The sequence below is a fragment of the Duganella sp. P38 genome (genome assembly GCF_050859475.1).
Taxonomy (GTDB): domain Bacteria; phylum Pseudomonadota; class Gammaproteobacteria; order Burkholderiales; family Burkholderiaceae_D; genus Rugamonas.
The window spans coordinates 1,458,810-1,478,322 of record NZ_CP193936.1 but is presented as its reverse complement, the minus strand read 5'-3'; the positions used below and the strand labels follow the sequence as shown (position 1 = coordinate 1,478,322).

Annotated in this window: 15 protein-coding genes and 1 pseudogene; 8 read left to right on the top strand and 8 right to left on the bottom strand. The window is 63.1% G+C overall.

Annotated elements, in window-relative coordinates:
- Positions 1 to 43 precede the first annotated feature (43 nt).
- Entirely contained in the window at positions 44 to 1,411 is a 1,368-nt protein-coding gene (locus ACRQ5J_RS06785; RefSeq protein ID WP_432382032.1) for a pyridoxal-phosphate dependent enzyme, read from the top strand.
- A complete protein-coding gene (locus tag ACRQ5J_RS06780; RefSeq protein ID WP_432382030.1) occupies positions 1,408 to 2,577 on the top strand; it encodes a trans-sulfuration enzyme family protein in 1,170 nt (389 codons plus the stop codon). Before ACRQ5J_RS06785 ends, ACRQ5J_RS06780 begins: the two co-directional genes overlap by 4 nt.
- Before the next feature lie 2 nt (positions 2,578 to 2,579).
- Here the strand turns inward: ACRQ5J_RS06780 and ACRQ5J_RS06775 are convergent, their stop codons facing one another.
- Both ACRQ5J_RS06775 and ACRQ5J_RS06770 read right to left on the bottom strand, forming a co-directional pair.
- Positions 2,580 to 4,547, bottom strand: coding sequence for a TonB-dependent receptor (locus ACRQ5J_RS06775; RefSeq protein WP_432383601.1), 1,968 nt, complete (start codon positions 4,545 to 4,547; stop codon positions 2,580 to 2,582).
- Positions 4,463 to 4,849, bottom strand: a complete 387-nt coding sequence (locus tag ACRQ5J_RS06770) for a hypothetical protein (RefSeq protein WP_432382028.1) — start codon at positions 4,847 to 4,849, stop codon at positions 4,463 to 4,465. Before ACRQ5J_RS06770 ends, ACRQ5J_RS06775 begins: the two co-directional genes overlap by 85 nt.
- Before the next feature lie 577 nt (positions 4,850 to 5,426).
- Between ACRQ5J_RS06770 and ACRQ5J_RS06765 the strand changes: the two are divergent.
- From ACRQ5J_RS06765 to ACRQ5J_RS06750, 4 genes and pseudogenes are all read left to right on the top strand, one after another.
- Positions 5,427 to 6,421 (top strand): annotated as a pseudogene (locus ACRQ5J_RS06765) (BMP family lipoprotein).
- Positions 6,422 to 6,496: 75 nt separating this feature from the next.
- Positions 6,497 to 8,026 (top strand): ABC transporter ATP-binding protein, encoded by a 1,530-nt coding sequence (locus ACRQ5J_RS06760; RefSeq protein WP_432382026.1) that lies wholly within the window; start codon positions 6,497 to 6,499, stop codon positions 8,024 to 8,026.
- 35 nt (positions 8,027 to 8,061) lie between these two features.
- Positions 8,062 to 9,096: an ABC transporter permease gene (locus ACRQ5J_RS06755; protein WP_432382025.1), complete on the top strand. Its 1,035-nt coding sequence runs from the start codon at positions 8,062 to 8,064 to the stop codon at positions 9,094 to 9,096.
- Between the two features lie 7 nt (positions 9,097 to 9,103).
- Positions 9,104 to 10,075: an ABC transporter permease gene (locus ACRQ5J_RS06750; protein WP_432382024.1), complete on the top strand. Its 972-nt coding sequence runs from the start codon at positions 9,104 to 9,106 to the stop codon at positions 10,073 to 10,075.
- Here the strand turns inward: ACRQ5J_RS06750 and ACRQ5J_RS06745 are convergent.
- Together ACRQ5J_RS06745 and ACRQ5J_RS06740 are read right to left on the bottom strand one after the other, a co-directional pair.
- The gene (locus ACRQ5J_RS06745; protein WP_432382022.1) at positions 10,072 to 10,428 is read right to left on the bottom strand and encodes a c-type cytochrome; all 357 of its coding nucleotides are present in this window, start codon (positions 10,426 to 10,428) and stop codon (positions 10,072 to 10,074) included. The two genes, ACRQ5J_RS06750 and ACRQ5J_RS06745, sit on opposite strands and share 4 nt — an antisense overlap.
- Positions 10,425 to 11,000 carry an NUDIX domain-containing protein gene (locus tag ACRQ5J_RS06740; protein WP_432382021.1) on the bottom strand — a complete coding sequence of 192 codons (576 nt, stop codon included), beginning with the start codon at positions 10,998 to 11,000 and terminating at the stop codon, positions 10,425 to 10,427. Before ACRQ5J_RS06740 ends, ACRQ5J_RS06745 begins: the two co-directional genes overlap by 4 nt.
- Before the next feature lie 69 nt (positions 11,001 to 11,069).
- Here ACRQ5J_RS06740 and ACRQ5J_RS06735 point away from each other — a divergent pair, with 69 nt between their 5' ends.
- Positions 11,070 to 11,837 carry a DeoR/GlpR family DNA-binding transcription regulator gene (locus ACRQ5J_RS06735; RefSeq protein WP_432382019.1) on the top strand — a complete coding sequence of 256 codons (768 nt, stop codon included), beginning with the start codon at positions 11,070 to 11,072 and terminating at the stop codon, positions 11,835 to 11,837.
- 41 nt (positions 11,838 to 11,878) lie between these two features.
- Entirely contained in the window at positions 11,879 to 12,772 is an 894-nt protein-coding gene (locus ACRQ5J_RS06730) for a hypothetical protein (protein ID WP_432382018.1), read from the top strand.
- Between the two features lie 270 nt (positions 12,773 to 13,042).
- On the opposite strand, the gene ACRQ5J_RS06725 is transcribed toward ACRQ5J_RS06730, so the two are convergent.
- The 4 genes from ACRQ5J_RS06725 to ACRQ5J_RS06710 form a co-directional block, all read right to left on the bottom strand.
- Positions 13,043 to 14,101 (bottom strand): S1/P1 nuclease, encoded by a 1,059-nt coding sequence (locus ACRQ5J_RS06725; protein ID WP_432382017.1) that lies wholly within the window; start codon positions 14,099 to 14,101, stop codon positions 13,043 to 13,045.
- Complete coding sequence (locus ACRQ5J_RS06720) at positions 14,098 to 15,321, bottom strand: phospholipase D-like domain-containing protein (protein ID WP_432382016.1); 1,224 nt, start codon at positions 15,319 to 15,321, stop codon at positions 14,098 to 14,100. The genes ACRQ5J_RS06725 and ACRQ5J_RS06720 overlap by 4 nt, the downstream gene beginning before the upstream one ends.
- 2 nt (positions 15,322 to 15,323) lie before the next feature.
- Positions 15,324 to 17,039: a bifunctional metallophosphatase/5'-nucleotidase gene (locus ACRQ5J_RS06715; protein WP_432382014.1), complete on the bottom strand. Its 1,716-nt coding sequence runs from the start codon at positions 17,037 to 17,039 to the stop codon at positions 15,324 to 15,326.
- A gap of 116 nt (positions 17,040 to 17,155) precedes the next feature.
- Positions 17,156 to 19,504 carry a TonB-dependent receptor gene (locus ACRQ5J_RS06710; RefSeq protein ID WP_432382013.1) on the bottom strand — a complete coding sequence of 783 codons (2,349 nt, stop codon included), beginning with the start codon at positions 19,502 to 19,504 and terminating at the stop codon, positions 17,156 to 17,158.
- Positions 19,505 to 19,513: the final 9 nt, after the last annotated feature.

The window sequence follows — 19,513 nt, the reverse complement described above, 5'->3', positions numbered from 1 at the left end:
CGGGCCGACACAATCGGCCCGCGCCGCGCACTCAGGAGAATCGATGCCTACCCCAGCACTATTCCAACTGATCGGCAACACGCCGCTCGTCCAACTTACCCAACTTGATACCGGCGTCTGCCAGCTGTTCGCCAAGCTGGAATCGCAAAATCCCGGCGGTTCGATCAAGGACCGCGTCGGTCTGTCGATCATCGAAACCGCCGAGCGCGACGGCCGCTTGCAAGCAGGCGGCACCATCATCGAAGCCACCGCCGGCAATACCGGCCTGGGCCTGGCGCTGGCCGGCCGCCTGAAGGGCTACCGCGTGCTGCTGGTGGTGCCCGACAAGATGTCGACCGAAAAAGTGCTGCACCTGAAAGCGCTGGGCGCCGAAGTGCGCACCACCCGTTCCGATGTCGGCAAAGGCCATCCCGAGTATTACCAGGACATGGCGGCGCGCCTCGCGGCCGAGATTCCGGGCGCCTTCTTTGCCGACCAGTTCAACAACCCGGCCAACCCGCTGGCGCACGAGACCAGCACCGGCCCGGAAATCTGGGCGCAGATGGGCCACGAGGTCGATGCGATTGTGGTCGGCGTCGGCTCGGCCGGCACCTTGACCGGCTTGAGCCGCTACTTCCGCAAGGTGGCGCCGCACGTCGAGTTCGTGCTGGCCGATCCGCAAGGCTCGATCCTGACCGAGTACGTGCGGACCGGCAAGGTCAACGATACCAGCGGCGCGTGGGCGGTGGAAGGCATCGGCGAGGACTTCATTCCTTCGATCGCGGACATGGGTTCGGTGAAACAGGCCTACACCATCACCGACCAGGAAAGCTTCGACAGCGCGCGCCTGCTGCTGCGCGCCGAAGGCATCCTCGGCGGCTCGTCGACCGGCACGCTGCTGGCCGCCGCGCTCAAATACTGCCGCCAGCAGAGCACGCCCAAGCGCGTGGTGACGCTGGTGTGCGACACCGGCACCCGCTACCTGTCCAAGGTCTACAACGATGGCTGGATGCACGACCAGGGCCTGCTGCGCCGCGAACCGACCGGCGACCTGCGCGACCTGATCGGCCGCCGCCACGACCGGGGCGAAGTGATCAGCGTAGCGCCGGACGACACGCTGCTGGTGGCCTTCAACCGCATGCGCGCGGCCGACCTGGCGCAGCTGCCGGTGCTGGACGGCGAACGCCTGGTTGGCATCATCGACGAATCGGATTTGCTGCTGAAGGTGGACAATGACGCCGCCCAGTTCGGCAGCCTGGTTGGTGCTACCATGACCGCACGGCTGGAAACGCTGCAGCCCGGCGCCAGCCTGCAAGCATTGCGCAGTACACTGGACCGTGGCCTGACCGCCGTGATCTCGGAAGGCGGCGTATTCCACGGCCTGATTACCCGCTTCGACTTACTCAACCATTTGCGCAGGACTTTACCGTGACCGACAAGCTCAACCTCGCCACCCGCGTGATCCACGCCGGACAAGCGCCCGATCCCTCGACCGGCGCCATCATGCCGCCGATCTACGCCACCTCCACCTTCGTGCAGGAAAGCCCCGGCGTGCACAAAGGCCTGGACTACGGCCGCTCGCACAACCCGACGCGCTGGGCGCTGGAGCGCTGCGTCGCCGACCTGGAAAGCGGCGCGCAGGCGTTCGCCTTCGCCTCCGGCCTGGCGGCCATCTCGACCGTGCTGGAATTGCTGGACGCCGGCGCCCACATTGTCGCCGGTGACGATATGTATGGCGGCACCTACCGCCTGTTCGAGCGGGTGCGCCGCCGCAGCGCCGGCCACCAGTTCAGCTATGTCGACCTGACCGATCCGGAAAACCTGCGCCGGGCCATCCGCCCGGAAACGCGGCTGGTGTGGGTGGAAACGCCAACCAACCCGATGCTCAAGCTGGCCGACCTGCGCGCCATCGCCGCCATCTGCCGCGAGCACAATCTGATCGCCGTGGCCGACAACACCTTCGCCAGCCCGATCGTCCAGCGCCCGCTGGAACTGGGCTTCGACATCGTCGTGCATTCGGCAACCAAGTACCTGAACGGCCACTCGGACATCATCGGCGGCATTGCCGTGGTCGGCGGCGAGGAACGGCAGAGGGAGTGGCGCGAGCAGCTGGCCTTCCTGCAAAATTCGGTCGGCGCCATCGCCGGCCCGTTCGACAGCTTCCTGGCGCTGCGCGGCGTCAAGACGCTGGCGATCCGCCTGCAACGCCATTGCGAAAGCGCGCTCGATCTGGCGCATTGGCTGGAACAGCAAAAGGAAGTGCGCAAGGTTTACTATCCGGGCCTGGCCTCGCACCCGCAGCACGAACTGGCGAAACGCCAGATGCACGGCTTCGGCGGCATCATCTCGATCGATCTGGATACGGACCTGGCAGGCGCGCGCCGCTTCCTCGAACGCTGCGAGATCTTCGCGCTGGCGGAGAGCCTGGGCGGGGTGGAAAGCCTGATTGAACATCCGGCCCTGATGACCCATGCATCGATCCCCGCCGAGCAACGCGCGCGGCTGGGGATCGGTGATGGCTTGATACGGCTGTCGGTCGGCATCGAGGACGTGGAAGACCTGCGGCGCGACCTGCGCGCCGCCCTCGATGCGATCTGAGCTTAGAAGTTCATCTTGAACGTGGCGCCGTAGGTGCGCGGTTCGTTCAGCATGCCGGTCAGGTTGTTGAACTCGATCGCGCTGAGCGCAACCACCTTGTCGGTGATGTTGCGGCCGAAGGCAGCCACTTCATACTTGCCGTCGCCCCACTTGTAGCCAACGCGCAGGCCGCCTTCGGTCAGCGGCTTGGCGGTGTACTCGACCGCGGTGTACAGGAAGAAGTTGTACTTGCTGCGGTAGCTCCAGTCGGTGATCGCGTACAGCTCGCCGTTGCCCACTTCGGTGCTGTACTTCAGCGAGAAGTTGGCCTGGTTGCGCGGCGCGCGCGGCATGTCGTTGCCGTCGATCAGGACGTAGCCAGGATAGCCCGGCGCGGCCACGTTGGTCGGCGTGCAGCCCATGCCGAGGTTGTTGGCGCCGTTGCCGCAGTACTGCACGCGCACGTTCTTGTCCTTGATCTCGGTGTCGTTGAAGCTGTAGCCGAACGAACCGCTGAAACCGTAGCCAAGGTTGGCTTGCAGGTCCAGCTCGATACCCTGGCCGGTGACCTTGTCCGCGTTCAGCAGGCGGTTCATGTTGACGCCGCCGCTGCCGGCGGTCAGCTGCTTGTCCTTCATGCGGTACTGGAACACGGTGGCGCTCAGGCGCGCGCGCTTGTCGAACAGGTCCTGCTTGACGCCGGCCTCATACGACAGCGCCTTCTCGGCGCCGGCCATGGTCGGCACGTCGCCCAGGCCGTTCAGGCGGCCCTGCATCGACGGCGCGCGGTAGCCGGTGGCGATGCGCGCGAAGACGTTGGTGTCCTTGGTCAGCTCGTAGGTGCCGCTGACGTCCCAGCTGACGTTGTGGGTATCGCTGTCGAGCGTATGCGGCACGGTGACCAACACATTGCTGGCGTTGTAGTCGGTGCGCGCGGCGTAGAAGTCCTTCTTGTCGTTGGTGTAGCGCAGGCCGCCGCGCAGTTTCAGCTTGTCGGACACGGCGTAGTTGACCGAGCCGAAGGCCGCCCACGATTTGGTCTTCTGGTTCTGGCGCGCGAATGGAATGTTCTGCGGATTGCCCGGCGCCAGGCTGTCGAAGCTGATACTGTCGATCTGGATCGCTTCATTGAAGTAGTACAGGCCGCCGATCCACTGGAACGGCCCCTGGTAGTTGGACTCGGCGCGGAACTCCTGCGAGAACTGCTTGTGGTTCGGCAGCAGGTCGGCGGTTTCCACCACGAACGGAATGCGGCCGGGGCCGTATGGCGGCGCGTACACGGCGCCATAGCCGCCATCGACGTCGGCGCGGCTGTTGAAGTCCAGCTTCTCGTAGCCGGTGATCGAGTGCAGCGTGATATCGGCCAGGTTGTACTTCAGGCGGATGCTGCCGCCCTGGGTTTTCAGCTTCTGGTAGTTGACGCCGTCGGTCGGATAGGAATCGTAGTCGAAGCCGTCCACCAGGTCGTTGGTGCCCTGCTTCAGGATATTCGCGCGGAACAGCGTGGCGCTGCCGTGGTAGTTGCGCTGGTGGTAGTTGAACAGCGCGTCGAAGTCCTTGTTCGGCTTGACCAGCGCTTGCAGGCGGAAGGCGTTGTCGCCGTAGCCTTCGAAATCGCGGGTGCCCTTGCTCGCATCAGGGTTGGTGTTGTGCACGCGGTTGCCGCGGTGCTGGCTGGTGCCGGAGAAGCGCAGCGCGACCGTGTCGCTGACCGGGATGTTGAACGCGCCCTCGGCGGTCTTGGCCGAGTAGTTGCCAACGCCGAACTGCACATAGCCTTCCTGCTTGAACACCGGCTTGGCCGAGTCGAACTTGATGACGCCGGCCGGCGAGTTGCGGCCGAACAGCGTGCCCTGCGGGCCGCGCAGCACCTCGACCTGGTCGACGTCGAACACCGGGAAGCCTTTCAGCATGGCGTTTTCCATGACGATGTCGTCCATGACGTAGCCGACCGGCTGCGAGGCGTTGAGGTCGAAGTCGGTGTTGCCCAGGCCGCGGATGTAGAAGCGGGGAAGGCGCGGCCATAGTCGGATTCGATGTTCAGCGACGGCGTGCGGCCGGACAGGATGCGGATGTCGCCGGCGCCGGCGGTCAGCGTGTCCAGCTTGTCGCCCTTGATGGTGGCGATCGACATCGGCACGTCCTTGATGTTTTCGGCGCGCCGCTGGGCGGTGACGATCACGGTTTCCAGCTGGTCTTTATTGCTGGTTTCCTGCGCCTGCGCCAGTGGAAAAGCGCTGGCGACGGCCAGTGCGATCATCGACCGCACGGCGAAATTGCGTTGCTTGCTCATTTGTCCTGCTCCCGTAAAGTGCCCTCCCCGTCATTCCCGCGCAGGCGGGAATCCATGCTGAGCGTCCTGCACGCTGTCCATGGATTCCCGCCTTCGCGGGAATAACGGGGAGTGGTTTTAGTTATATCGATATACACATTACCAAACATGCTAGCACGGAAGAAAACGCCGGAAACCGAACTTTTGACACAGTTGATTCATATCTATTTTGTATAAATAGCCAAGAAAAAACGAATTTGTCGTACATATTGACGCTGGTGCATAGTCATGAATCCGTCCTGCGCGGCGTAGTTACAGGCGCGCTCTATGAAACCAGGTGAGCGGACGGGGCGCGGCGGCGGCCGGCGCGACAAAAACACAACGCGCACAAAAATTTTTAATTCGGCGCCGCCTGTTGTTGCATTGCGACATGCATCACGAAACCAGGCGAACGTTTGCGGATTGCTCTTAAGGCAATTTTTTAGCAAGTTGCTAGCACTTATTGCATGAAATCAGGGATTTAGAGGAATAAAACGGCCAGCAACTACATGTTACGGCCAATAAAAATATACAATATCGATCTTCCAGGAGCCTATTCATGAAACTTTCACAACTTAGTTTGACGGTTGCAGCACTGTTTGTCGCTGCCAGCGCGTCCGCGGCAGCCCCAAAGCTGGGCATCGTGTATGACGCAGGCGGCAAGTTCGACAAGTCGTTCAATCAGTCCGCTTTCGAAGGCGCAACGCGCTTCAAAAAGAAACCAACATCAATTTCATCGAGGTGCAAGCCTCCAGCGACACCCAGGCTGAACAGGTGATGCGCGGCCTCGCCCGCAAAAACCTCGACCTGATCGCCGCCATCGGCTTCGCCCAGCAAGCGGCCGTGCAGAAGGTCGCCAAGGAATTCCCTAAAGTACACTTCGTGCTGATCGACGGCGTGGCGCAAGGCGCCAACGTCAACTCCATCACCTTCAAGGAAGAGGAAGGCTCCTACCTGGTGGGCGTGGCCGCGGCCATGGCCTCCAAGTCGAAGAAGCTGGGCTTCATCGGCGGTGTCGATATCCCGCTGATCCGCACCTTCGCCTGCGGCTACACGCAGGGCGCCAAGGCGGTCAACCCGAAAGTCGACGTCACCTCGAACATGGTCGGCACCTCGTCGGATTCGTGGAACAACCCGGCCAAGGGCGGTGAGCTGGCCCGTTCGCAATTCGACCGCGGCGTCGACGTGGTGTTCGCCGTGGCCGGTGGCTCGGGCCTGGGCACGCTGCAGACGGCCAAGGAAAAGGGCAAGCTGGCGATCGGCGTCGATTCGAACCAGAACCACCTGTACCCAGGCAGCATCCTGACCTCGATGGTCAAGCGCGTCGACAACGCCGTGTACGACTCCTTCATGCAGATGAAGAACGGCACCTGGAAGGCTGGCGTCACCGCCAAGGGCCTGAAGGAAGGCGGCGTGGACTGGGCGCTGGACGAAAACAACCGCAAGCTGATCACGCCGGAAATCGAGAAGCGCGTGCTGGGCGCGCGCAAGGATATTATCGATGGCAAGGTCAAGGTCATCGACATCCGTTCGGGCGCTGCCTGCCCGGTTTAAAAACTGTCTGAACATCGAACGCGCCGCCGGGGTTTGCCCCGCGCGGCGCGTTTTACTTAATCCGAAAACGATCCTATGCAGCCAGCAGTAGAATTTCGCGGCATCTCCAAGCACTTCGGAGCTGTGAAAGCGAACACGGACGTCAGTTTCGCCATCGCCAAGGGTTCCATCCATGGCCTGGTGGGCGAGAACGGCGCCGGCAAATCGACCCTGATGAGCATCCTGTACGGATACTACCGCGCCGACGGCGGGGAGATCCTGCTCGATGGCCAGGCGCGTCGCATCCACAACAGCCAGGAGGCGATCGCCCTCGGCATCGGCATGGTGCACCAGCACTTCATGCTGGTCGAGAACATGACCGTGCTCGATAACGTCATGCTGGGCAGCGAAGGCGGCTTCAAGCTGAAGCCCAAGCGCGCCGCCGTGGAAGCGGAACTGCGCGAGATCTGCGCCCGCTACCGGCTCGACGTCGATCCGCTGGCCACGATTCACGACCTGTCGGTCGGTGCGCAGCAGCGCGTCGAGATCCTCAAGCAGATCTACCGCAGCGCCAACATCCTGATCCTCGACGAGCCGACCGCCGTGCTGACCGCGCAGGAAACCGCGTCGCTGTTCGAGATCCTGCGCCTGTTCAAGGAACAGGGCAAGACCATCATCCTGATCACGCACAAGCTGCAGGAGATCCTCGACATCACCGACACCGTGACCGTGATGCGCGCCGGCCGCGTGATCGGCGCCGTGCCGACCGCCGGCACCACCAAGGAAGACCTGGCCAACATGATGGTCGGCCGTCCGATCGAAAACAACCTGCCGCGCGCGCCGTACAATCCGGGCGCGCCGGTGCTGCAAGTGCAGGACCTGCAACTGCTGGACGACCAGGGCGTCAAGCTGCTGGCGGATATCGGCTTCACGCTGCGCGCCGGCGAGATCGTCGCCGTTGCCGGCGTGTCCGGCAACGGCCAGAGCGAGTTGATGGAAATCCTGTCGGGCATGCGCCTGCCGACTTCCGGCAAGCTCGATTTCCTCGGCCAGCCGCTGCCGTTCGGCGAGCGTACCGACGCCGACGGCCTGCCGCGCACCTTCCGCGACCTCGGCATCGGCCACGTGCCGGAAGACCGCTTGCGCGATGGCGTGGTCAAGGCCTTCTCGGTCATGCACAACACCATCTTCGGCTACCAGGACAAGTTGAAAAACAAATGGGGCCTGCTGGACTTCAAGGCCATCGCCGCCCGCTGCGCGGAGTTGATGCGCAACTTCGACGTCCGTCCGAACAACCACGACCTGCGTATCGGCCTGCTCTCCGGCGGCAACCAGCAGAAGGTGGTGATCGCGCGCGAAGTGCTGGCGCAGCCGAAGCTGATGCTGGTCGGCCAGCCGACGCGCGGCGTCGACATCGGCACCATCGAGAGTATCCACACCCAGCTGCTCAAGCTGCGCGACGAAGGCGTGGCGATCCTGCTGGTGTCCGTGGAGCTGGAAGAAGTGCGCGCGCTGGCGGACCGTATCCTGGTCATGTGCGGCGGCCGCATCACCGGCGAACTGAAAATTGAAGAATTCGACACCACCCGTATCGGCCTGCTGATGGGGGGCATGCATAAATCATGAATAAAGACCTGCCACGCTGGGCAACCGCGTTTGTAATGCCCGTTCTGAACCTGCTGTCGGCACTGCTGGTGACCGCGCTGGTGATCCACTTCCTCGGCGAGAGCCTGACCGAATCGCTGGCGATCCTGATCAACAGCGCCGTCGTCAATCCGGAAGGCCTGAGCTACACGCTGTTCTACGCCTCGACCTTCATCTTCACCGGCCTGGCGGTATCGATCGCCATGCAGGCCGGCCTGTTCAACATCGGCGCCGAAGGCCAGATGTACTTCGCCGGCCTCGGACTGACGCTGGCCATGCTGGCCTTCGACAGCACGCTGTCGCCATGGCTGCTGATCCCGGTCGGCATGCTCGGCGCGGCGCTGTTCGGCGCGCTGTGGGCCTTCGTGCCCGGCTACCTGCAGGCCAAGCGCGGCAGCCACGTGGTGGTCACCACCATCATGTTCAACTACATCGCCGCCTCGCTGATGAACACCGTGATCGTCAAGCTGGTGCCGCCGGGCGAACAGAATCCGGCCAGCCGCGCCTTCAGCGCCGCCGCCGAGATGCCGCGCCTGAACGAATGGCTGCCGGTGCTGGGCGAAACGCCGCTCAACATCAGCTTCTTCATCGCCATCATCGCGCTGGTGATCTACGGCGTGGTGGTGTCGCGTTCGGCCTGGGGCTACAAGCTGCGCGCCACGGGCCTGAACAAGCACGCCGCGCACTACGCCGGCATCCGCATCAGCAAAATGATTATCATCGTCATGCTGATCTCGGGCGCGCTGGCCGGCCTGGGTTCGGTCAACTCGATCATGGGTTCGACCCACTACCTGTCGCTGAACTTTGTCGGCGGCGCGGGCTTTATCGGCATCGCCATCGCGCTGATGGGCCGGCAGCATCCGGTCGGCATCTTCCTGTCGGCGGTGCTGTTTGGCGCGCTGACGCAGGGCGGCTTCGACCTGTCGCTGGAAAAGCAGAACATCCCGCCTGAAACGGTGATCCTGATCCAGGGCCTGATTATCCTGTTCTGCGGCGCCATGGAAAACCTGTACGCGCCGGTCATCGCCAAAGCGCTGAAATTCAAGAAGTGAGGACGATATGACTTTAGACGACCTGCATATCGGCAGTATCCTGGTGTCCACCGTGCGCAATGCGCCGGTGCTGATTTTCGCCGGCATGGCCGGCCTGTTCGCCGAACGCTCGGGCGTGATCGACATCGGCCTGGAAGGCAAGATCCTGGCGTCGGCGTTTGTCTCGGCCGCCGTCGGCTTCACCACGCAGAATCCTTGGTACGGCGTCATGGCCGGCATCCTGGTGTCGGTGCTGCTGGCAACCCTGCAAGCCTACGTCGCCATCACGCAAAAGGGCAACCAGCTGGTGGCCGGCATCGCCATCAACATCGCCATGAGCGGCCTGACCTTCGTGGTGGCGCAGTACATCTTCCAGCAAGGCGGCCGCACGCCGGATCTGGGCTCGGCGCGCCTGTTCGACGTGGTGCTGCCGGGTTCCGCCGCGGTGGAGCATGTTCCGTTCATCGGCTGGCTGTACGCGCACCTGATTGGCGGCCACTCGGTGCTGGTCTACCTGGCCTTCCTGCTGGTGCCGCTGGTGCACTGGGTGATCTACCACAGCCGCTTCGGCCTGCGCTTGCGCGCCTGCGGCGAGAACCCGCACGCGGCCGACGCGGCCGGCGTCAACGTCGAGCGCCAGCGCTACTTCGCCATGATCATCGCCGGCGTGCTGTGCTCCTTCTCGGGCGCTTACCTGTCGATCGTGCAGAGCGGCTTCTTCCTGCGCGACATGTCGGCCGGCGCCGGCTACCTGGCGCTGACCGCCATGGTGTTCGGTAACTGGCGTCCGCTGTACACCTTCCTCGGCTGCCTGATGTTCGGCTTCTTCGGCGCGGTGCAGATCCAGATCGAAGGCGTGGAGCTGCCGGGAGTCGGCCGCGTGCCGGGTGCGCTGATCCAGATGGTGCCGTACGTGCTGACCGTGATCGTGCTGGCCGGCCTGATGGCCAAGTCGGTGGCGCCGAAGGCCCTCGGCACGCCGTTCGTCAAGTCGCGTTAAAAGCTCTTCATATAGGACAGCAGGTCGGCGACCTGCTGTTCATCCTTGATACCCCAGAAGCGCATGCTGGTGCCGGGCACCACGTCATGCGGGGCGCGCAGGAATGCCGCCAGATTCTTCTCGGTCCACACCAGGCCGGACTTCCTCATCGCTTCCGAATATTTGTAATCCGTGGTCGATGCCGACCTGCGGCCGACGATGCCGTTCAGCTGCGGTCCGTAGCCCGCGCTCGCATACGGCCCCACGGCGTGACATGCGGCGCAACGCTGGAACAGCCGGGCGCCGTTCTTCGGATCGCCGGCGGCGCCGGCCTGCCCCGCCGCCAGCAGTGCAATCAACAACAGTCTTTTCATAACAGATGTAGCGCCGCGTACTGCAGCAGCATGATGGTTTTACCGTCGGCGATCTCGCCCGAGGCGATCATCTGCAGCGCGCGTTCCAGCGGCAGCTCCAGCACCTCGATATCCTCGCCCTCCTCGGCGATGCCGCCGCCCTCGCCGATGCGCGAGGCGGCGTCGTATTCCGCCACGAAGAAGTATAGGCGCTCCGTCACCGAGCCGGGGCTCATGAAGGCTTCGAATACCTTGCGTACCGCGCCGACCCGGTAGCCGGTTTCCTCCTCCACCTCGGCCTTGATGCGCGCCTCCGGGCTGGCCTGGTCGAGCAGGCCGGCGGCGGTTTCGATCAGGAAGCCGTCATGGCCGTCGCCATAGGTCGGAAAGCGGAACTGACGCACCAGCAGCACCGTGCGCTGCTCGCGGTTGTACAGCAGGATGGTGGCGCCGTGGCCGCGGTCATACGTCTCGCGCGTCTGGCGCTGCCAGCTGCCGTCGCGGCGGCGGTAATCAAAGGTGGTCTTCTTCAGCAGGAACCAGTCGTCGGACAGGGTTTCTACCTGGTGGATGCGGATATGGTCTGCGGGCACGGCGCTCTCTCCTGATTGCGTTTTTACGATATCATGCAACATCGTGCAATATCAAGAAAATTCATGCATATGCTGACACGTCAACGCAAGGAGTTGCTGCTCTCCCGCCTGGAGCGGGACGGGCAAATCGTCGCCCGGTCGCTCAGCGAGGAACTCGGCCTGTCGGAAGACACCATCCGGCGCGACCTGCGCGAGCTGGCCGCCGACGGCCTGCTGCAGCGGGTACATGGCGGCGCGCTGCCGCTTGACCTGCCGCCCTCCCCGGCCATGGGCAATTTCTCCGCACGCCAGCAGATCGCCAGCGACGCCAAGCCCGCCATCGCGCGCGCGGCGGCCGCCATGATCGCGCCGGGCCAGATCATATTTATCGACGGCGGCACCACCGCTGTGCAGCTGGCGCGCGCGCTGCCAGCCGACTTGCGCTGCACGGTGGTGACGCATAGCCCGTCGGTGGCAGTGGAGCTGGCCGGGCACCCGCAGGTGGAGGTGATCCTGATCGGCGGACGGCTGTTCAAGCATTCCATCGTGGCCATGGGACCGTCGACGCTGGAGGCCATCGCGCAGATCCGCACCGACATCTACTTTATGGGCGTGTGCAGCGTGCATCCGGAATCCGGCATCAGCACCGGCGACTTCGACGAGGCGGGCGTCAAGCGCGCCATCAGCGGCATGGCGCGGCGCACGGTGGTGCTGGCGTCGCCGGAGAAGCTGGACACCACCTCGCCCTACCAGATCGCGCCGCTGTCGCAGGTCAGCGCCATCATCGTCCATGGCGAGGCGCCGGAAGCGCTGGTGGCGCGTTACCGCGATCTCGGCATCGAGGTCATCAAGGCTTAATATTTGTATGGCACACTGCCAGGATGACGAAGTCTCACGCTTTGAAAAGAATTTTCGGCCGGTCGATGCTGCTGGCGGCTTTCTGGCTGACGGCCGCCAGCAGCACGGCAGCCACCAGCGTGGTCTATCCACTGACCAGCATCGATGATGCCGACAGCCGCTACGAATACGATTGGGCGGTGCTGCGCATGGCGCTGCAAAAGACCGAGGCGCGCTATGGCCGGTTCGAGTTGCGGCAGTCGACGCAGGCGATGTCGCCGCAACGGGTGACGCAGGAACTGCTGACGCCCGGTGGCCGTATCAACGTCTTCGCGCGCGCCACCTCGCCCGAGCTGGAACGGCAGTTCCTGCCGGTGCGGCTGCCGATCGACAAGGGCTTGCTGGGTTATCGCATATTCCTGGTGCGCAGCGAGGACCTGCCGCGCTTTGCCGCTGTAAGCACGCTGGCCGATTTGCGCGAGCTGCGCGCGGGCCAGGGCAAGGACTGGATCGATGTACCGCTGCTGCGGGGCGCCGGCTTTACGGTGGTCGAGGGAACCAGCTATTCCGGCCTGTTCGCCATGCTGAACGCGGGCCGCTTCGACTGGTTCTCGCGCGGTATCGACGAGGCGCAGCGCGAGCTATCCGAGCGCCGTCCGGTGTTCCCGCAGATGGCGGTCGAGCCGACCTTGCTGCTGCAATATCCGTTGCCGTTGTACTTCTTCCTGCGGCGCGACGCCGAAGGCAGGGTGCTGGCGCGCCGGATCACCGAAGGCATGGAGATGATGATCAAGGATGGGTCGCTCAACGCCCTGTTCCAGCAGTACAAGGGCGAGAGCATCAAGGCCGGCGGGCTGGCCAGGCGGCGCGTGCTGCACCTGAAGAATCCGCATCTGACGCCGGAAACGCCGCTATCGCGCAGTGAACTCTGGCTCAATCCCATCACCGGGAAATAACCTCACCCCGGCGCTCGTGCGCATCAACGCCGCTCGTGCGCATCACCAGCGCTCTTACGCATCACCGTCGCTCCCGCGCAGGCGGGAGCCCATGCTGACTATGGATTCCCGCCTGCGCGGGAATGACGGGTTAGGGCCAGATGGCTTTCAGTACTGCGGCCAGGCAATACCCTCCCCTGAAATAACCGTCGCTCTCGCGCATCACCGTCGCTCCCGCGCAGGCGGGAGCCCATGCTGACTATGGATTCCCGCCTGCGCGGGAATGACGGGTTAGGGCCAGATGGCTTTCAGTACTGCGGCCAGGTGATACCCTCCCTGAATCAACTGCGCCCTTGCGGCAGCCGACGAAGGCACCGGATAGTTATCCGGAATCGCCAGCGGCCACACATAATAAGTCTCACCCTTCTTGCTGGTCTGCTGCGTCATCGCACCCGGCACCACATCGGCATAGGCCAGCTTGGCCACGGTCAGCGTCTGATCTGCCCACTGATAAGGCCACGTCACCGGATCGCCGCTATTCGGCGCCACCACCGGATTACCGGCGACGACCATCTGCGCGAACTGCTCCGGCGTACGGGCACCAATGCGGCGGAACGCATAATTCACCACCGTGGTATCCCAATACGAGTGGAAAGCGCGCGTGGTCGGCGCCGGGCGCGCAGGCGTGGTTGCCGGCTTGTCTTCCGCCGGCGCGGCAGGAATCAGCACCGAGCTTTTCTCGGTCAGCTTCACATCATCCAGTTGCAGATTGTTGCCGCCGGACGTACCGAAGGCCTCCTTGTCGTCCAGCTGCTTCTGCGTCGGCACCACAAAGCCGCCGTTCTTGCCGACATAGCCCTCGCCCACATGCAGCGGCTGCGCGATATCGCCGGTCAGATGGGTCAGCATCAACAGCGCCTGGCGCGGCGTGAAGTTGTGCGGATTGGTGGTGGCGTCACCCTTCCCTTGCAGCACCGCGATACACTGCTTCAGCGTCTGCACGATGTCATGTTCGGTGGTGCCGACGCCGTGGTCTTCATAATGCGACAGCTGATACGGCACGTCGGTATAGTGATACTCGCTGTGCTTCGGATTGGCGGTGGTGTACGCCACCATCTCCTCCGTTTGCGGGCCGCAGTAGGTGCCTTTCACGCAGTCCGCCCACGAGGCAACGCCGGCCAGGCTTTCGCCGGGCAGCAGCAAGGCCTGCACCTGCTTCTCGGCGTTGCTGCCCTTGATCAGCTGATCGGCGATCGCGCCAACGGCGCGGTGGCCATCATTGCCCCAGGCGTGGGCGTTGATGGAAACGAAGGCGCTGCTCAGCGCCACTATGCATGCAAGCTTTTTCATTCAGGGCTGCCTTTCGCTGGCTTCGGATATTGTTTGTTGATGTCGAGCGGCTGCGCATACGACGAATTCCAGGTCTGCTCCTGCAAGGCCGCCAGGCGCTGCGCCATCTTCTCATTGCGCATCACCACTTCCAGATTGCGCGACAGGTCGAAGTAGCCGCCGCTCCAGTTGCTGGTGCCAACCCACGCCACCTGGTTATCGATCACCATGGTCTTGCTGTGAATGACGCGCGCGAACGGAATAAAGCCGGTCGACGCCACCGGCAGCGTCACCACGCGGATCTCCACGTTCGGCAGGATCGCCAGCGATTTCAGGTACACCTGCGCCGGCTGTTCAAGGTTCCAGTTGGACACCATCAGCTTGATCTTGACGCCGCGGTTGGCGGCGGCGCGCACCGCGTTGTCGATCACCGCGTAATAAGGCCGCGTGCCTTTCGGACCGTAGCTGAGCGGCGCGTAGTCCAGCAACTGGATGCGCACTTCGCTTTTTGCTTCGGCCAGCAGCGCCGGCAAGCCGGCCTCGGAATCGCCTACGCCGGCCGGGTTGTACTGGCGAGGGCTGGACAGCAGGAAGGCGTCTTGATGCACGTCCGGCACGCTGGCCGTCGTATTGAAGGCCGGCGCCGTCTTGCCGGCGGCGGTGAGCGCCTGCGCCGCCCAGTCCTGATTGAAGATCGCCAGCACCTGGCCGACCACCTTCGGATCGGTGATGCGCAAGCCGGTTTCGTGGATATGCTCGAACGAGCGCCAGTCGAAATTCTGGCTGCCGATGAAGGCAGCCTTGCCATCGACCACCAGATACTTGGCGTGAATGATGCCGTTGCCGGTCAGCTTATTGAAATCGAGGACACGCAGTTCCAGATTCGGAATCGCCTTCAAACGTTCGATGGTTGGCTTCTCCGACAGGCCCACGCCTTTTTGATCGAGCAGGAAGCGGATCTTCACACCGCGCTTGCCGGCGGCCTCCAGATGCTCCACCACTTTATCGAACACGCTGCCCGGCTTGATCACCGCGTAGAACTGGCCGATGACGATTTCGCTGCTGGCGTTATCGAACAACTCGGTCCAGACCTGCGCGGCGCCGCGCAGGTCATCGCTGTGCAGCGGCGTTTCGACCGGTGCGGTCTGCACCAGCTCATAGCCGGGAATCGAAAACTCGGCGTGGGCCGGCGCGGCCAGCACACCGGCCGCCATCAGGGCGGAAACTAAAATACGGCGCATCATCAATCCTTTTGCATGCTCTGGTAGCGAAGCTGCGGCGCGGCCGCGCCGGCGGGCTTCCTGTCCTGTTCGCGCTTGGCCAGATACTCGATAAGCGCATCGATATCGCGGATATTGGTCGGCGCGCGGTTGCTGCCCTGCTTGAAGGCCGGGAAGCCGTCGCCGCCTTCGGCCAGGAAGTTATTGGTCACCACGCGGTAAGTCGAATCCATCTCCAGCTGCGCACCGTTCAGCTTCACGCTGCCCGGCACGACACGCCCGCCTTCCGGCTTGAACTCGTCCCACGCGTAGCTGAAGCCGTCCGACACTTGCAGCAAGCCGCGCTTCTGATCGCGCCCGCCCAGCCATTGTTCCTCCAGCAGCGCGACGATCTGCGAACCGCGCAGGTTCATCGCCACCAGCGTGTTCCCGAACGGCAGAACCGCCATCGCATGGCCCAGCGTGACGACGTTGCCCGGCGCGGTTTCCAGATCCTGGCGGATGCCGCCCGGATTTTGCAGCGCGATCTGCGCGCCATATGGACGGCCGGCGGCCAGCATCGAATCGGCCACCAGGTCGCCCAGCGCGGACTCGCGCTTGTGGTCTTTTTCGCGTTTCACCTTGGGCACGGCGATGGTGGCGATCGGGCGCGCCAGCGCGGCGGCGCTCTGCTCACGCGCTTTATTCAGGTAGGCGTCCAGCGCAGGATCGGCGGGCCATTTACCCGGCACCATCACCTCCTGCTCGGCGCTGACGCTGCGCACCGTGTTGGTATTGGTGTCCACCGCCAGCTTGATGCGGCCCATCACATGGCCGCCCATGTCGGACTGCGTCACCAGGCGGCCATCGACCTTGCAGATATAACCCTGATGCGAGTGGCCGCTGATGACCAGGCGGATTGCCGGATCGAGGCGCTTGACCACATCCACAATCGGTCCTTGCAGATTGGCGCAATCCTGCTGGTCGAATTTATCGGTGGTGCGGCCGCCCTGGTGGATCAGCACCACGAACACATTCACGCCCTGCTCGCGCAGCGCCGGCAGCTGGCGGTTGATGGCGTCCGCCTCATCGACGAACTCCAGCCCGGCGATGCCGGAGGCCAGCGCCGATTCGGCCGTCTCGCGTAGCACCGTGCCGATAAAGCCGACCTTCACGCCGTGCGCGGTTTCGATTTTATAAGCGGGCAGCACCGGCTTGCGGGTCTGCATATCGATCACATTGGCGGCCAGGTACTGGAACTGCGCGCCCTGGTAGGCGCCTTCGAACTTGCAGGCCTTGTCGGCGCGCGGCGAGACGCAGCCGCCCTTCTGCTGGCGCAGCAGCTCGATGCGGCCCTGGTCGAATTCGTGGTTGCCCACCGACGTCGCGCGCAGGCCCAGCAGGTTCATCGCGCCGATGGTCGGCTCGTCGGCCCACATCGCCGAAATGGCGGGGCTGGCGCCGATCAGATCACCGGCGCCGACCAGCAGCAGCTCGGGGTCCTCCTTGCGCCACGCTTGCAGCGCCGCGCCCAGCGTATCGATGCCGCCGGCCTTGATGACTTTTTCGCCGCCGCCCTTGGCGCTGTCCCAGGTATAGGAACTGGCTTCCAGATTGCCGTGAAAATCGTTCAGCGACACCAGCTGGATTTCGGTCACGCCGGGGGGCAGCGCCACTGGCGTCGGCTTGGTGGCGCAACCGGCCAGCGTGAGGCCGAAGGCCAGCAGCAGCACACCATAGAGTTTGTTTGGGATATACATAGGAAAAACGAACGGACAAAGCATCTAGCGTACACGAAAAAACGGGCCCGAAGGCCCGTTGAATTGTTTCGCTTTGTCGCTGCGGCCCACCGTGCAAGCAGGCCGCAGTTCCGGACTTAGAAGTCGCCCGAGAAGGTGATCGACGAGAAGCGTGGGGCGCCGGCGTAGTACGAGATACGGCCAGCGGTGACACCTGGGTAAGCCAGCGCGTTGGTCGCCGACTGCGAGGCCGGGTTCAGGTACTGTTTGTTGCCCAGGTTGCTCACGTTCAGGGTGATCTTAGGACGCTTCAGCCAACCCTGGTTCGGGAAGGTGTAGCCAGCGTCGATACCCAGCAGGGTGTAGCCGCCAACCGATTCGTCGTTCATCATGGTCGAATATTGCTTCGACGTGGTCTTTGCCTTCAGACGGCTGTAGAACGCGCCTTGCTGGTACTCGGCGCTCAGGCCAACTTTCCATTTCGGGGTCAGCGGGAACTCGTTACCTTTCGTCGCCAGAGGCGCGAAGCCTTTAGCGATGTTCAGGTTGTCCTGCATTTCCGACTTGGAGTAACCCAGCGAGCCGTAGAACGACCAGCCGTTGATCGGGGTATTACCCACTTCAACTTCAAAACCGTTGTTACGCACGTTGCCGACGTTGGTGGTCGACTTGGTGTCGGTCGATGGATCGTAGGCGGTGGCCAGGCGGTCCTTGAAGTAGATCGAGTAGACGTTGAAGGTGGCGATGAAGTCCTTGTCCTGGTGACGGTAGCCCAGGTCCAGGTTCCACGAGGTCTCTTCTTTCACGTCGCTGACGATGGTTGGTACGCCGTTGACCAGCGCCACGTTACCGTTGTTCGGCAGGTAGATGAAGTTGCCAGGGGCCTTCATGTTCTTGGCCAGGCTGGCGTACAGCTGGTCATCATTGGTCAGCTTGAAGCGCACACCCAGCTGTGGCAGCACGTCGCTGTAGGTCTTGACGAAGCCATATGGCTTAGCCGACAGCGGCAGCGAGCCTTCGTTCGGGTAGTTGGTGAAGTCACGCTTGATGTGCGGGGTACGGATGCCGACGTTGACGGTCAGGCGGTCGTCCATCGCGGTGTAGGTGTCCTGCACGAAGGCCTGGTAGGCAGTCGAAACGGTCTTCACGTCGCGATAGATTTGCAGAATGCTGCCGTCTGGGCGATAGATGTTGTCCTTCTGCAGCCAGACATCGTACGAACCATCGTTGGCGATGCGAACCATCGGCGAGGTTTGCTCGTGGTTGGCGCGCTCAGCCCAAGCACCGAACAACAGGTTGTGGTTGCCCACGTTGTGGGTCACAGCCAGGTTCAGGCCTGGACGGCTGGTGCGGGTGAACGAACCTTCGGCCATCAGGACTTTATCCAAGGTGTCGCCGTCGCCGTTCAGGTCGATCGAACCGCTCTTCACGCCGGTGCCTGCGTCTTTAACGATGATCGAGTTGGCTTCAGTGATCAGCTGCTGCTGGGTACCGCCGGTACCGTAGCCATACCACCAGTAAGGCACAATCTTGATGTCGGTATCGTCGTTGATGCGGAACTTGGCGGTGGCCGAAGCGATCACGTTACGGAACGGATTCATGGCCAGGCCATAGTAGACCGGCGAAGGCGCTACGTCGTTCTGCGCGCCAGCGCCCGGGGTCTTATGGGCAAAGACGGTCGAATAGTCGTAGTAATAGCCGTTCTGTGCGATCTCGGCCTTCGTCATCGACAGGAAGTTGTGGTTGATGGCTTCATTCATCAACACGGTGGCGTGGATGTAGTTGAAGCGATCCCAGTCGTAGTTGAAACCAGCGTCGATGTGGTCGCGCTTGGCGCCGCCCTTGCCCTTCCATTTGTCGGCTTCGGCGTGCGAAGCGGAGATGAAGAACTTGGAACGGTTGTCAGACAGCAGGCCGCTATCGTAACGGATGTAGGTCTTGGTCAGGTTCAGTTGGCCGATGGTTTGCATCACGCGGAAGCGTTGCTTGTCTTCCGGGTTGCAGGTGGTGATGCCGAAGTTACCGCCGGTCGCGCCAACTTGTGGCGAGTCAACGTCGGTCGAACCTTGGGTCACGGTCTGGGTGCAGGTATTTTCCTGGTCAACGTATTCTTGTGGGTAGACAGCGAACGAACCCGAGTCGTTGACTGGCACGCCATTGATGGTGGCGCCGATCTGGTCGGAGTTGAAGCCGCGCAGGGTCAAGCCGCCGCCGAACAGGCCGGTCGCGTCGTAGTTGTAGCTGTTCACTGCTGGCAGCATTTCCAGTGCTTCATAAGCATTGCCGGTCGGGCGCTGCTTTTCCAATTCTTCCGCAGTAATGGTCGAACGTGCTTTTGGCGCGTCTTCCGTTACCATCAGGCCCATACCCAGCTTTTTACCAGTGATGACCACCTCGGCCTTGCCTGGAGCGACTGCTGCTTCCTGTGCGAAAGCGTTACCGGCTGCCAGTGCAGCCAGGTGCGCCGCTACGGCGATTACGCTCATGCGCAAGAC